The organism is Microbulbifer mixtoriginis (SeqCode) (assembly GCF_052467705.1).
In genome coordinates, this window is record NZ_CP174322.1 from 1,136,630 (window position 1) to 1,150,059 (window position 13,430).

Sequence of the window (13,430 nt, forward strand, 5' to 3'; positions counted from 1 at the left end):
CCTTTACTGGGTTTTCAGGTAAATGGATGGATTAGTGCGACTGATACGCCAAGCTGGGTAAAGCCCTGCCAGCAGGCTTGCGATCAGGGCAAGCCCGATGGCGGCTATTACCATTATCCAATCCATCTTGGCCACTGTATCCAGTTGTCCCATGGCCAAATAACGGATTCCACTGATGCCCATAAAAGCAAGTAAAATACCAACTATCCCACCGAGAATACCGATGGTAGAGCTTTCAATGAGGTGCTGTGTGAAGATGGCATTACGGCTGGCACCAAGCGCCCGGCGCACACCCGCTTCGGGCGCTTTGCGCAGAAACTTGGCTAGTAGCAGAGCTACCGCGTTGATAACGCAAACCAACAGAAAAGCCAGAGATACCCAGCCCAATATACGATTGTCATCGCTGAGAACTTCGTTAAGAACTAGCCACTCGGAAGGTTTACTCAGGGCAAACTTTAATGGTCGCTCGAAGCGCCCTTGGTCCTTTTGTCCTTGAATATACGCGGTTAGGAAGTTTTCGTACTCAGCTTTCTGTTCGCTATCGCGGAGTTCAACCCAAAATTGAATCCAGACGCTCTCACTTTGTAGGAAACCCTCGTAGCCTTCTCCCTCTCCTTCTCCACTATTACCCCAGCCATTAGTGTTCCCCCAGCTGTAAATTTCCAGCTTGCGGTGGAGGCCAAAAGGCACGAAAAGGGATTCAACTTTTGCAAAGGAACTGTTGTTTACATCGTAAACTTTGGGTGAGGGTTCCCAGGTATCAATAACGCCAATGACTGTAAAAGGCTGGCTATTTAATACGACTGTTTTGCCAACGCTGTTTTCTCCCGAGAATAATTTTTCATTAGTGGCCTTGGAGAGTATTACCACTTGCGAGGGGGAGTTATCAGCTGCTTGTTCCCAGGTTCCTCCATAGATAAAAGGAACATCGAATAGGGCGAAGAAATCGCGAGTGGTTACGCGGATATCGGCGGTATAAGGTCGGATCGCTGAATCTTCCAGCTCCACGGTGAAACCATAGCGGTGCATGGCTACCTGGTGAGTGGGGATATCGGAGCGTAGCAGGGCCTGGGTGTCTCTATAGGTTAGTTGCCAGGGAATTTCATTGGTGGTATTTGCGGCTTCATTAACATCCCAGCCATCGAGCTGTACTGCGAAAAGTACGTCATCTTTATGCTTGAGAGCATTTTTTGACATCGTGTAGTTCAAAGTAAGCACTGTCATGGAGGCACCAACACCCACCGCGATGGCCGCGACCATCAGTGCACTTAATATCGGTGTACTGCGCAGGCTGCGCAGAGCCAGGGAAATATAGTATCCAATCATTACTGCAGGCTCCTTAAGCAGTAGCGGCTTCAGGTTGCTTGGTGACCGGGCGCAGATCACACACTTGCCCATCCACAATCTGAATATTGCGATGCGCGCGGCGGGCCAGCTCGGGGTCGTGGGTGACCATCACGATAGTGGTGCCCCATTCATTGATAAACTCCAGAAGCTCCATAACCTGGCGCGCCATCAGGGAGTCGAGATTTCCGGTGGGCTCATCCGCGAGCAGGAAGCGCGGTTCGCCGGCCAGGGCACGGGCGATGGCGATACGCTGCTGCTGACCACCGGACAGCTGTGCTGGAAGGTGCTTAGCTCGGGCAGATAGACCTACTTGTTCCAGAACTTTTTCGATGCGTTTACGGCGCTCTTTAGCATTAAAGCCGCGATAGCGCAGAGGCACATCGATATTGTCGAATAGGTTGAGATCTGGAATCAGGTTGAATCCCTGAAAAATAAAGCCGATTTTCTCGTTGCGCAGGCGGGAGCGCTGGCGGTCATTCAGGTTGCTGACGTCTTCACCGTCCAGTAAATATTGGCCACCGGTTGGGGTTTCCAGTAGCCCTGCGATATTGAGAAAGGTGGTTTTGCCTGAACCACTGGGGCCGGTGACAGAGACAAATTCCCCTTCCTTTACTTCCAGGCTGAAGTCGCGCAGGGCATGGGTTTCTATGGTGTCTGTACGGAAACTCTTGCGGACGTTATGCATTTTAAGCATGGCGATATTCCTTGTTTATCACTGAATTTTTTAAATCGTTAATGAATCGCGGAAGCTGAATGGGAGTAGCTTGCGCGTGTCGAATGTCTTGTTTGGACTATTCTTTCAGGGCAACCAGTTGTGCCGTATCCAATCCTTCGGAGGCGGAAATAATGATTTGATCGCCCTCTTGCAGGCCGGAAACAATTTCCACTTGCTTCAATCCCAGCGCGCCGACTTGGATGGCAACGCGCTCTGCCTGTTGTTGATCGTTGAGACGGAATGCAAAGCGGCCGCCACTCTGATCCAGAAAGCCTCCACGTTTTACCAGCAACACATCATTGCGGTTCTCCAGCAGTACGCGAGCGGTGAGACGCAGGTTCTGGCGAAGGTTTTGGGGTTGTCCCTCGCTAAAGCGCACCCGGGCGATGACTTGGCTGTCGATGACTTCAGGGGATATCGCGGTGATTTCGCCGGGCAGTTCACGTCCTCCAAGGTTGATAGCCACGGCCATATTCAGACCCAGGTCGTCGGCGTAGTTTTCTGGCACGGCGGCTTCCAATTCGAAACTGGTGAGATCCACTACAGTGATCAGCGGTGAATTAGCGGGCACTGCACTGCGTTGGGTGACGGCGAGACTGCCGACAGTGCCATTCACTGGAGAGAGGATCTGCAGCTCGCGCACACGGCGCTCCAACTCCTCCACTTGCAGTTGTTGTTGTGATAGCTGCAACTCCAGAGTCTGGGTTTCAAAGGTGAGAGACTCTTTCTCCAGCTCTGCATTTTGTACGGCCTGTTGGTATTCCAGCTGGGCACGGGCCATTTCGTCCTTACTGCGTTCAAAATCGAGCAGGGAGATAATCTGTTTTTCCATCGAGAGTTCGGAGCGCTTTAACTCCCTCTTAGCTGCAGTGAGATCGACTTTGGCCAGGTCGGCTTTTTGCTCGTTCTCCATCTGTTGGCGTTTGGCCTGGATTTTCTGCCGTTGCAGCTGCACACCGAGCTGGTTCAGTTGCGCCTTTTCCTGGGCCAGTTGGTTGGACAGCTCTGGGCTGTCGACGCTGGCGAGGATCTGACCGGCCTTTACGCTATCTCCGGCTTTCACGGAAAACTTCACGATACCTTGAGCGGGGCTAAACAGGGTGGGGCTGTTGGCGGCGACGACTTTGCCTTGAACCACCAGGTCGCGCACTAGATCACCGCGCTCCACTTGGGCGATATTGATCCTTGATAGAGATAGGGTGTTATCCACGGAGCTGGTGCTATGCCAGGCGCTGATACCCCAGGTGAGGAAAGCGGTGGCCAGGCCGAGGCCGAGGGTACTCTTAATTACTTTTGGATTCTTCCACAGCGGCACGGCTTCGATTTTTGTATCTTGCCTGGAAGTGTCTCTGATCATCTCGCTTTCCATTACTCTCTAATTGGGGCTTTTGCTTTTCCAACTTGGATGCAAAAAATTTTCTATTCGGATGCAAATCAAAAAAACTGGTTTTGCCGGGTATTGAGCAAGGGGTGTGCCAACTTTGAAATAATTTCTAACTCCTTGAAAAATATGAATTTTTTGACTTATTGGTAGTCCAGGACTTTTTCGGGGGTGTCCGCAAAAAGTGTCCGCTGTCCGCTTTGTCCGCTAGTGCTAAGAGGCCGGGGAAGATGAAAAAAGCTAGGGCTGGGGAGACTGAAGGCGAAGGTCTATCCGCTGAATCTTTGGTCTGTAGTGGGGATTTATGCGGGGGGACTGTGCATGTGGTAGAGTGCGCGGCCTTTTTTTGATCAATTCAAATTTATTGCGTTTATGTTCCTTCCATCGCTGCTCTTATCGACCAAAGCCGACTGGTTCGGCAATATACGTCGCGACGTTCTCGCAGGCCTGGTAGTGGCCCTGGCTCTTATTCCAGAGGCGATCGCCTTCTCTATTATTGCGGGGGTGGACCCCAGGGTTGGACTCTACGCCTCCTTCTGTATTGCCGTGGTGATCGCCTTTGTGGGCGGCCGGCCGGGTATGATTTCCGCGGCCACGGGTGCCATGGCACTGCTGATGGTGACGCTGGTGAAGGAGCACGGCTTGCAGTATCTGCTGGCGGCGACGCTGCTCACCGGGGTACTGCAGATTATTGCCGGTTACCTCAAGCTGGGCAGCCTGATGAGCTTTGTGTCCCGGGCGGTGGTGACCGGGTTTGTGAACGCCCTGGCCATTCTGATATTTATGGCGCAGATGCCCGAGTTGATCGGTGGCACCTGGGAGGTCTACGCCATGACCGCAGCGGGCCTGGGGATTATCTATCTTTTCCCCTATATTCCGGTGATTGGTAAAGCGGTGCCCTCACCGCTGGTGTGTATCCTACTGCTCACCGCAGTGGCCGTAACTATGGGGCTGGATATCCGTACCGTCGGCGATATGGGTGAACTGCCGGATACTCTGCCGATCTTCCTCTGGCCCGAAGTACCGCTGAATTTTGAAACCCTGCAGATTATCTTCCCTTATTCCGCTGGCCTGGCTGTGGTCGGTCTGCTGGAGTCTCTGATGACGGCAACGATTGTCGACGACCTGACCGATACCAACAGCGATAAAAACCGCGAGTGTAAAGGGCAGGGGATTGCTAATATCGCTGCCGGCTCCCTCGGCGGTATGGCCGGTTGCGCCATGATCGGCCAGTCGGTAATCAACGTGAAGTCCGGCGGTCGCGGTAGACTCTCTACCCTGGTGGCCGGTATTGGCCTGTTGACCCTGGTGGTCTTCCTCAGTGACTGGGTGGCGGTGATCCCTATGGCAGCCCTGGTTGCGGTTATGATCATGGTCTCTATCGGTACCTTTGACTGGAGCTCCATACGCAACCTGAAACACTATCCGCTCTCCACCAATTTGGTCATGCTGGCCACTGTGATTGTGGTAGTGTGGACTCATAACCTGGCTTATGGTGTGTTTGTTGGGGTGTTGCTGGCCGCGCTATTTTTTGCCAACAAAGTCAGCCACTTTATGTATGTAAGCAGTAAACTGGACGAGGCGCAGAGTCGTCGAACCTATAAAGTGATTGGGCAGGTTTTCTTTAATTCCGCCGATAAATTCACCGCATCATTCAACTTCAAAGAAGTCGTGGATACGGTAGTGATCGACCTCAGCCGCGCACATTTCTGGGATATCTCCGCGGTGAACGCCCTAGACAAAGTTGTGCTGAAATTCCGTCGCGAGGGCGCCCAGGTAGAGCTGGTGGGACTTAACCAAGCCAGTGAGACAATCGTCGACCGGTTCGGCGTACATGATAAACCCGAGGAAATTGAACGGGTTCTTGGAGGACATTGATGGCCGTAAGCAACAGCGACAATAACAATAACTCCTTTAGTAATAGTGCTACACAGCCGCTGATACTCTCCTGTATCGACGGCTCCCATTACACCGGCGCAGTCTGTGATTATTCGGCCTGGCTGGCCGATAGCCTGGGTGCGCCACTAAAGCTGTTGCATAACATCGAACGCAGTGAGGTCCCTGCGGTAACGGACTTCACCGGTAGCATAGGCCTCGGCAGCCAGGAAGAGTTACTGGAAGAGCTGACCGCGCTGGAGCAACAGCGCGCGCAGTTGCTGGTAAAACAGGGCAAACTGATGTTGCAGGCCGCGCGTACTCGCGTTGAGGCTGCTGGAGTGGGGCAGGTAATGAGCTGCCAGCGCCACGACAGCTTGCCCGAGTCCGTGGTGGAGCTTGAGGATTCGATTCGTGTGCTGGTGCTCGGTATTCGCGGTGAAGAGCACGCGGATTCTGACCAGGGCCTGGGTGCGCAATTGGAGACGGTGGTGCGTGCTCTGCACAAGCCGATTCTGGTGGTTAACCGGGAATTCCAGCCACCTAAGCGCATTATGCTCGCTTACGATGGTAGCGAAGCCGCGCGCAAGGCCCTGTCGCTGGTGGCAGAGAGCCCTCTGTTCCGGCAGATGTCCTGCCATCTGGTCAATGTGGGACCTGCGGATGTGGCGGAGAAGCTGCTGGCGCAGGCCAGCGCTGAGCTGGATACTGCGGGGCTGGCGGTTACAGCCAGCCACCTGGAGGGCAATCCGGTTGAAGCTTTGATTGCCTATCAGTCAGAACACCAGATTGACCTCACAGTGATGGGGGCCTTCAGCCACAATCGCCTGCGTGATCTGTTAATGGGGAGCATCACCGCCAAGATGCTGCTAAAAACCCGGCAACCCCTGCTGCTGTTGCGTTGATCATTGAAGCTCTGGGGTTGCGGCCTCAGAGTGCCAACGCTGCCTCCCTGGGGCTGGTGAACCAGCGCAGTGCTTCGGCATCTGCAGGTAGTGTTAATTCGCAGTAATGCGCCTCCGGCCGAGCTCGGCATAGCTCCTCCTCCGCGATAGCAAGGTAGTCGCTCAGGTTCCTTAGCGGTTGAGGCTCCTCTTCTTCGCTTATTGCCCCTGCGAAAAAATCCATCTCTGCCAAGCTGACAACTGGGCCGAGTTTTTCTTGCTGGAAGCGCCAGACTCCTTGAACCGTGTCGAAGGCGTAATAGGGCAGCAGCCTCCAGCCGTGCTGTGCGACCAGGGCAACTGCCTCTAGCAAGTATTCAAAGGTGTCTTCGTCGATAAAATAATTGAAATTCAGGCGCACCCAGCCGGGTCGTAGTAGTTTTTGCCCCTTTAGAATCTGTTCTTCCAGAGCGCGGCTGTGCTCCATATCGATGCCGAGCAGTGCGTGCCCATAGGGGCCGGCACAGGAGCAGCCACCGCGGGCCTGGATACCAAACAGATCATTGAGCAGTGCCACAACAAAACCGTAGTGCAAGTCCTTGCCCTGCCAGAGAATACGCAGTGAAGCGATGGAAAGGCGAGGTGCCTGCAGGTTACCGAGAATTTCGATATTTTCTTCACGGGACCAGCGCTGCAGCGCTCGGTTGATAAACTGCTCTTCGCGTCTGGCAATTTCTTCTGTGCCCACCATCCCCTGCAGTTTGAAGACCATGCCGGCGCGAATAGACTCAACAATGGCGGGTGTGCCGCCCTCCTCACAGCGCTCCGGGTCCTCCAGGTAGCGGTGATCTTGCGGGGTGACATAGAGTACTGTGCCTCCGCCGGGAGTCGCCGGTACAGAGTTTTTTAACAGCCGCTCGTGTACCACCAGAATACCGGGGCTACCCGGCCCACCGACGAATTTGTGCGGTGAAATAAAGACCGCATCTTTATTTACCTTGTCCCCGTTGTCCCCAATTGCACACATATCGATCTCCACATAGGGCGCGGCAGCCGCATAGTCCCAGAAGGACAGAGCGCCGTAGCGGTGTAGCAGTTGGGTGACGGCCGCTACGTCGGTTTTAATGCCGGTTACATTGGAGGCAGCGGAAAAACTGCCAATCTTCACGGGTCGCTCGGCGTAAGTGTGCAACATGGATTCCAGACTGTTTAGATCCAGCCCGCCTTGGCGATTCAGGGGAATAGAAACCAGTTCGACGATGCTTTCCCGCCAGGGCAATTCATTGGAATGGTGCTCGTAGGGTCCGATAAAAACCACCGGCCGTTGTTGCGGAGGGATTTGCTCCAGTAGCTGGTGTCGCTTATCCAGGTCAGCCGGCAAACGCATGTTGAGGATATCGATCAGCTTGTTGATCGCAGCGGTGGCGCCAGAGCCACAAAAAATGACCTTGTGTTCGGGGCTTGCATTGACCGCCCGGCGAATTTCTTCCCGTGCTTCCTCGCGCAGGACACTAATCTGGGCACCGGTAAAGGAGCTCTCGCTGTGGGTATTGGCGTAGTAGGGCAGTACCTGCTGACGGATGGCATCTTCGATAAACGTCAATGAACGACCGGAAGCGGTGTAATCGGCATAAACCAAAGGCCTAGGTCCAAAAGGAGTCGGAATCGGTGTGCGATCGCCGATAACAGATTCACGGATGTGCTTGATAAGAGTGGTCATGATTCTCTTCCCTGTTTTATAGGGGCACTCTAGGGCTTTGGGAGTGAAACAATGTGCCTATTTATGTTGTTTTTCAGCTCATTACCGAAGTTTTGTGCCGTAATTTTAAGTTTTTAGATTCTTTGTGTTGAATTCTGATGGTTAAGTGAGACGATGGGCCATTTGATGGCCAGGGTGGGGACAGGTATGGCAGCGGCACTTAACCGGCAGGACAAACAAATTCTCGAGTTATTGCAGCGGGATGCGACACTCTCTGTGGGGGATATTGCCGAGCAGGTGGGGCTATCAAAATCCGCCTGTTGGCGGCGTATTAACAAGCTGGAGGAGGAGGGCGTGATTGCCGAACGGGTGACACTGCTGAACCCGCAGAAACTCAATCTGCCACTGACCGTATATATTTCCATTCGAACCAATCAGCACAATGATCATTGGGCTGCTCAGTTCGGTGAATTGGTGCAAGGCATCGCCGAGATATTGGAGGTGCACCGTATGAGTGGGGACCTTGATTACCTGATCAAGGCAGTGGTTACCGATATGCCCGGTTACGACCGCCTTTATAAGGCGCTGATCAAAGCTGACCTATTCGATGTCAGTTCCAGTTTTGTGATGGAGACCATGAAACAGACTACCCGCCTGCCACTGACTTACGCAGGGACAGGCTGAAGGATTAGTGGCTGTGTCGGTTGCGCCACCATTGCAGGAGCTTGGCTTCTCCTCTGGCCCGGTCCCCTTCAGGAACCCGCATACTATTGCGTATTTCTTTCCAAGTATTGGAGTTCAGCCACAGGTTTAGGGTCAGTACAATCAACATAGCGACTATGGCGCCTAGGCCCGCCAGTAACATATCCTTCTGCGCATCCCAAATATCCCCCTGTGAACCGAGAAAGGCGATGCCCAATTCCGGGGAAACTGTGCGCGCCGCTTGCCACTCGATAATTTCATAAATGGAGGACAGGGCGAAGGTGACATCTACCGGGAAGAAATAAGCCCAAAAACCGCGCAAGCCGGCGAGGCGGATCAATATCTCTCGTACCGGGTAGGCCAGTAATAAGCCAAAACTAAAATGCACCAACCGGTCGTACATATTGCGCTCGCTGCCGAGCCACTCCCCCATGGAGAAACCGAATGGTACCTCTGCGTAGGTGTAGTGGGAGCCGATTACATGCAGGCACATAAACAGGGTGATTAGCGTGTAGGAAACCCTGGATAGAGGAAATACCCGGGCGCTGAGCAAAATAACAGGTAGGGCTGCAAAGACCAGGTAGTTTTCCAACAACCAGTCATCCGGATGTAGGGGCTGCCAGGCGGACCAACCCCAAGTAAAGGCGAAAACGCTTAGTAGTACCAAGCGGTACCAGTGTTGGCGAAGGGTGGACATAACTGCAGAAACCCCATTACAGACAAGGTATATCCGCGCCAGCATACACGATTGCTTATCTCCGTGGGTTGTATCGGATTACTGCCTCCATCCCTGGCTAGTGCAGAGCTGCACGGTAGGGCAGTGCCGCAGTGATTCGCGCTTCCTCATCCAGTAGATGGCATAGGCGGTCTTCTACTGTATGGCTAGGAAAGTATTCCTCTGCCAACTCTAAAAAGAGTTTATGGTGGCGGGCTTCGCTCTCGGTGATTACCCGATAAAAAGTTTTCAGCGGCCCCTCTGGAAGTACTTCGGCCACCAGGCCAAAGCGCTCGCAACCGCGCGCCTCAATAATGGCTGCGGTGAGCAAGCGATCCATCAAGTATTCATCAGGGCCGCGGCGGATTAACTGGCGCAGGGCGTGGATATAGGGATCTTTCTCGTCCGCTGCTTGGTAGATACCTCGCTCGTGCATGATTTTGATGACCTGACGAAAATGGTTCATTTCCTCTAATGCCAGGTTCACCATGGCCTCCACTAACAGAGGTTTGTCCGGATAGTGGGAGAACATGGAGACGGCCATGCCAGAGGCCTTCTTTTCGGCGGCGGCGTGATCCTGTAGAAAACGATTGAAATCTTTGAGCACTACCTCTGCCCAGGCCCTCGGAGTTTTAAAGCGTAGTTGCAACATGGTGGATAACGGCAGTGACAAAATGGTTATTATACCGCCATCCACAGGAATAGCTTTCTGGGGATTAAAGAGCGCTTTAACCGGCCAATCGACGCTCGCGAAGCTCCCGCTCACGCCGCGTAGCGATACGTGCCTGCTCAAGGGTCATTCCGGCCTTGGCGTGAGGTGTGGGTTTGCCGTTGGCATCCAGTGCCACGAAAACAATCTGTTCCACCTGCACAATGAGTTGCTGGGTCTGCTTGTTGCGTACTTCGCAGTGCACGGTCAGGGAGGTCTGACCAATACCAACCACTTCAAAGCCGAATTCCACGACATCGCCGCAGCAGGCTGAACTAACAAAGTCAATCTCTGACATCAGCTTGGTGACCAGCATGGGCGTGCCCATCTGACAGCCAGCAAAAATGGCGGCCTCTTCATCAATCCAGGCGAGCAGCTGGCCGCCAAACAGGCGCTGTGCGGGATTCAGATCGCAGGGTTTGACACAGTGACGGGAGTAATATTTCACGCTGACCTTCCTAACTTACTTTGGGTTTAACGCTCGACGGGTAAGTAATTGCGCAGTGGCTATTCGGATTGGATGCTTCCAGTATTCAAACCGATAGCTTTCGCATATGGAGTGTTCTGCACACAGCGTGCCAAGCCTGAGAAAGTCTAGCTGAGCTTTTCAGGTGGAATGCATGCCATAACAAGAGATTTAAGCCGTATATCCGGCGTGAAATTAATCCTGATGCGCAAAAATAGTGCAAAAAGTCACTTTAGGGGTGTTTGGCCACTTTGGCCGCTATTGGGGAGGTTCTGGACAGTGAGGCTGTTTGAAGGGAAAGGGGGCTATGGGACTCCTAGGCCACAACCATTAGAATGACCTATCAGTGTGACTCAGGCGTCGATACGCAGGGTTTGCACCACCGTTTTCCCCGATGCGTGTTCCGCGTATCTGTGATCACATAACCACGATTCCCCAAGTGCATAGGGAGAGACTGTAAGGATGATTATCCAGCCGAAAGTTCGCGGATTCATTTGTACCAATGCCCACCCGCAGGGCTGTGCTGCCAACGTGCGTGAGCAGATTGACTACATCAAGTCGCAGCCAGCGATCGAAAATGGTCCAAAGCGTGTCCTGGTCGTGGGTGCTTCCACCGGTTACGGATTGGCCTCGCGGATTACTGCCGCCTTTGGCAGTGGTGCCGATACCTTGGGGGTGTTTTTCGAGAAACCGCCCACGGAGAAGCGCACAGCCTCCGCTGGTTACTATAACTCTGCGGCTTTTGAGGCCGAGGCGCATAAGGCCGGCCTTTATGCTAAGAGTATCAATGGCGATGCCTTTTCCGACACAGTAAAAGCCCAGGCTGTTGAATTGATAAAAGAGGACCTGGGGCAAGTAGACCTTGTGGTCTACAGTCTCGCCTCACCCCGCCGTACAGATCCCAAGACCGGTGAACTCTACAGCTCCGTATTAAAGCCCATCGGTGAATCCTATACCGCCAAAAACCTGAATACCGACAAACTGGAAATTTCCGATATCACTGTCGACCCCGCCAGCGAGGAAGAGATTGCCAACACTGTGAAGGTGATGGGCGGTGAGGACTGGGAACTATGGATGCAGGCCCTGGGCGAAGCTGGGGTTCTGGCCGATAACTGCAAGACGGTGGCTTACACCTATATCGGTGAAAAGCTCACCTGGCCGATTTATGGCCACGCCACCATCGGCAAGGCCAAAGAAGACCTGGATCGCGCCGCTAAGGCGATTACCGAGAGCGGTAAGGCAAACGCTAATGTTGCGGTGCTCAAGGCTCTGGTTACCCAGTCCAGCTCCGCGATCCCGGTAATGCCGCTCTATATCTCCCTGGTCTACAAGGTGATGAAAGAAGAGGGCACTCACGAGGGCTGTATTGAGCAGTTGTATCGTCTTTACACCGAAGGGCTCTATACCGATACGCCGCGCCTCGATGAAGAGAATCGCCTGCGTATGGATGATAAAGAGCTGCGCCCGGAGACCCAGGCTAAGATTGAAAACCTGTGGCCTCAGGTAACGGCGGAAAATTTGTTTGAGTTGACTGATTACAGCGGCTATCAGGCGGATTTTCTCAAGCTGTTTGGTTTTGGCACTGAGAGTGTTGACTATGAGGCGGATACCAGCCCATTGGTAGAGGCGGAGTTCCGTTGATTTTTGCGGGGCTCAAGTTAGAGCCCCTATCCACGGGGAGTTGTGTCGCTACTCCCCTTTATTTTGCCTCACCGTTAAGGTTTGCATGGCATTTTCTCTTATTCCCTAATTACTTCTTCATTTCCCTGTTTTCTACCTGCGGCAAGGGGTCATAATTCCCTTTTTGTTTTTGCGGGGAGGACTTCATGGAATACCGCCAGCTCGGTACCAGCAATCTCAAAGTGAGCCAGATCTGCCTGGGCACCATGACTTTTGGCGAGCAAAATAGCGCCGATGATGCCGCCGAACAGCTGAATTATGCCCTCGAGCAAGGGGTGAATTTTATTGATTGCGCCGAAATGTACCCGGTGCCACCTCGGCCAGAAACCCAGGGGCGGACGGAAGAGTTTATCGGCAGGTGGCTCTCGGCCCGCGGTGGGCGCGACAAGGTGATTATCGCCACCAAGGTAGCTGGGCGTGGGGAGGCAAACTCCGGCGTTGGGCATCTGCGCTCGGGCCCGCGGCTGAGTCGTGCGCAGATACTGGAGGCCTGTGACCACTCCCTCAAACGGCTGGCTACCGACTATATCGACCTATACCAGGTGCATTGGCCTGAGCGCCTGACCAATTTTTTTGGCCGTCTCGGCTATCAGCACGGAGGGGATGATGGCATCGCTATTGCCGAGACTCTCGATGCCTTGGAGGAGCTGGTCAAGGTGGGTAAGGTGCGCCACATTGGCATTTCCAATGAGACCCCTTGGGGTATGCATGAGTATCTAAGGGAGTCGGTGATTTTAGGCAAGCCGCGCATCGTCTCGATCCAAAATCCCTACAACCTTTTGAACCGTACTTTTGAGATTGGTTGTGCCGAGATGTCCCTGCGCGAGCGATGTGGATTATTGGCTTACTCGCCACTGGCCTTTGGGGTCCTCTCCGGGAAGTATCTGGGAGGGGAAAAGCCCGTCGGCGCACGCTTGACACTATATGATCGCTTCCAGCGCTATACGGGGGGGCGCACTGGTGCAGCTACCGAGGCCTATGTGAAATTGGCGCATCAATTTGATCTAAACCCCGCACAGATGGCCCTGGCCTTCGTCAATCAGCAACCGTTTGTGACCTCTAATATTATCGGCGCCACAACCATGGAGCAGTTGCGCCAAAATATTGCCAGCCTTGATTTGAAGCTCGATGAGGAAGTGCTGGCCGCAATTGAGGCAATCCATAGCGAAAACCCTAACCCTGCACCTTAGAGCGCGGGTGGAGATATCTATAATTGGGAGAGAAAATTGCGTAACCGGTAAGGGAAAATTTTAGGGA

At 53.5% G+C, this 13,430-nt stretch carries 12 protein-coding genes; 5 read left to right on the forward strand and 7 right to left on the reverse strand.

Features of this window, described 5'->3' with window-relative positions; translation table 11 throughout:
- Nucleotides 1-3: 3 nt before the first annotated feature.
- The 3 genes from ACJJIB_RS05130 to ACJJIB_RS05140 all read right to left on the reverse strand — a co-directional run bounded on the left by ACJJIB_RS05130 (nt 4) and on the right by ACJJIB_RS05140 (nt 3,419).
- Nucleotides 4-1,326 (reverse strand): ABC transporter permease, encoded by a 1,323-nt coding sequence (locus ACJJIB_RS05130; protein ID WP_444883836.1) that lies wholly within the window; start codon nt 1,324-1,326, stop codon nt 4-6.
- A 13-nt stretch (nt 1,327-1,339) separates the two neighbouring features.
- Complete coding sequence (locus tag ACJJIB_RS05135) at nt 1,340-2,041, reverse strand: ABC transporter ATP-binding protein (RefSeq protein WP_444888068.1); 702 nt, start codon at nt 2,039-2,041, stop codon at nt 1,340-1,342.
- Between the two features lie 97 nt (nt 2,042-2,138).
- Nucleotides 2,139-3,419: an efflux RND transporter periplasmic adaptor subunit gene (locus ACJJIB_RS05140; protein ID WP_444888069.1), complete on the reverse strand. Its 1,281-nt coding sequence runs from the start codon at nt 3,417-3,419 to the stop codon at nt 2,139-2,141.
- Nucleotides 3,420-3,815: 396 nt separating this feature from the next.
- Between ACJJIB_RS05140 and ACJJIB_RS05145 the strand changes: the two genes are divergently transcribed.
- Nucleotides 3,816-5,321 carry a SulP family inorganic anion transporter gene (locus tag ACJJIB_RS05145; RefSeq protein WP_444888070.1) on the forward strand — a complete coding sequence of 502 codons (1,506 nt, stop codon included), beginning with the start codon at nt 3,816-3,818 and terminating at the stop codon, nt 5,319-5,321.
- Nucleotides 5,321-6,223 carry a universal stress protein gene (locus tag ACJJIB_RS05150; RefSeq protein WP_444888071.1) on the forward strand — a complete coding sequence of 301 codons (903 nt, stop codon included), beginning with the start codon at nt 5,321-5,323 and terminating at the stop codon, nt 6,221-6,223. The genes ACJJIB_RS05145 and ACJJIB_RS05150 overlap by 1 nt, the downstream gene beginning before the upstream one ends.
- Nucleotides 6,224-6,248: 25 nt before the next feature.
- Here ACJJIB_RS05150 and ACJJIB_RS05155 read toward each other — a convergent pair whose 3' ends face one another.
- Nucleotides 6,249-7,922 (reverse strand): aminotransferase class V-fold PLP-dependent enzyme, encoded by a 1,674-nt coding sequence (locus ACJJIB_RS05155; RefSeq protein ID WP_444888072.1) that lies wholly within the window; start codon nt 7,920-7,922, stop codon nt 6,249-6,251.
- A gap of 186 nt (nt 7,923-8,108) precedes the next feature.
- Here ACJJIB_RS05155 and ACJJIB_RS05160 point away from each other — a divergent pair, with 186 nt between their 5' ends.
- On the forward strand, nt 8,109-8,585 hold the full coding sequence (locus ACJJIB_RS05160; RefSeq protein WP_444883841.1) for an Lrp/AsnC family transcriptional regulator: 477 nt from the start codon (nt 8,109-8,111) through the stop codon (nt 8,583-8,585).
- Between the two features lie 4 nt (nt 8,586-8,589).
- On the opposite strand, the gene ACJJIB_RS05165 is transcribed toward ACJJIB_RS05160, so the two are convergent.
- The 3 genes from ACJJIB_RS05165 to ACJJIB_RS05175 form a co-directional block, all read right to left on the reverse strand.
- A complete protein-coding gene (locus tag ACJJIB_RS05165; RefSeq protein WP_444888073.1) occupies nt 8,590-9,300 on the reverse strand; it encodes a DUF2238 domain-containing protein in 711 nt (236 codons plus the stop codon).
- A gap of 97 nt (nt 9,301-9,397) precedes the next feature.
- Nucleotides 9,398-9,970, reverse strand: coding sequence for a tRNA-(ms[2]io[6]A)-hydroxylase (locus ACJJIB_RS05170; protein ID WP_444888909.1), 573 nt, complete (start codon nt 9,968-9,970; stop codon nt 9,398-9,400).
- Between the two features lie 76 nt (nt 9,971-10,046).
- Nucleotides 10,047-10,475, reverse strand: coding sequence for an acyl-CoA thioesterase (locus tag ACJJIB_RS05175; RefSeq protein WP_252084662.1), 429 nt, complete (start codon nt 10,473-10,475; stop codon nt 10,047-10,049).
- Between the two features lie 480 nt (nt 10,476-10,955).
- Between ACJJIB_RS05175 and fabV the strand changes: the two genes are divergently transcribed.
- Entirely contained in the window at nt 10,956-12,134 is a 1,179-nt protein-coding gene (gene fabV, locus ACJJIB_RS05180) for an enoyl-ACP reductase FabV (RefSeq protein ID WP_444888074.1), read from the forward strand.
- Nucleotides 12,135-12,319: 185 nt separating this feature from the next.
- A complete protein-coding gene (locus ACJJIB_RS05185; protein ID WP_444888075.1) occupies nt 12,320-13,363 on the forward strand; it encodes an NADP(H)-dependent aldo-keto reductase in 1,044 nt (347 codons plus the stop codon).
- Nucleotides 13,364-13,430: the final 67 nt, after the last annotated feature.

What these genes read in the sequence shown, in the direction of transcription:
- ACJJIB_RS05135 (WP_444888068.1), bottom strand. Translation starts at nt 2,041, where the DNA reads ATGCTTAAAATGCATAACGTCCGCAAGAGTTTCCGTACAGACACCATA.
- ACJJIB_RS05155 (WP_444888072.1), bottom strand. Translation starts at nt 7,922, where the DNA reads ATGACCACTCTTATCAAGCACATCCGTGAATCTGTTATCGGCGATCGC.
- ACJJIB_RS05165 (WP_444888073.1), bottom strand. Translation starts at nt 9,300, where the DNA reads ATGTCCACCCTTCGCCAACACTGGTACCGCTTGGTACTACTAAGCGTT.
- ACJJIB_RS05160 (WP_444883841.1), top strand. Translation starts at nt 8,109, where the DNA reads ATGGCAGCGGCACTTAACCGGCAGGACAAACAAATTCTCGAGTTATTG.
- ACJJIB_RS05140 (WP_444888069.1), bottom strand. Translation starts at nt 3,419, where the DNA reads ATGATCAGAGACACTTCCAGGCAAGATACAAAAATCGAAGCCGTGCCG.
- ACJJIB_RS05130 (WP_444883836.1), bottom strand. Translation starts at nt 1,326, where the DNA reads ATGATTGGATACTATATTTCCCTGGCTCTGCGCAGCCTGCGCAGTACA.
- ACJJIB_RS05185 (WP_444888075.1), top strand. Translation starts at nt 12,320, where the DNA reads ATGGAATACCGCCAGCTCGGTACCAGCAATCTCAAAGTGAGCCAGATC.
- ACJJIB_RS05150 (WP_444888071.1), top strand. Translation starts at nt 5,321, where the DNA reads ATGGCCGTAAGCAACAGCGACAATAACAATAACTCCTTTAGTAATAGT.
- ACJJIB_RS05170 (WP_444888909.1), bottom strand. Translation starts at nt 9,970, where the DNA reads ATGTTGCAACTACGCTTTAAAACTCCGAGGGCCTGGGCAGAGGTAGTG.
- ACJJIB_RS05145 (WP_444888070.1), top strand. Translation starts at nt 3,816, where the DNA reads ATGTTCCTTCCATCGCTGCTCTTATCGACCAAAGCCGACTGGTTCGGC.
- fabV (WP_444888074.1), top strand. Translation starts at nt 10,956, where the DNA reads ATGATTATCCAGCCGAAAGTTCGCGGATTCATTTGTACCAATGCCCAC.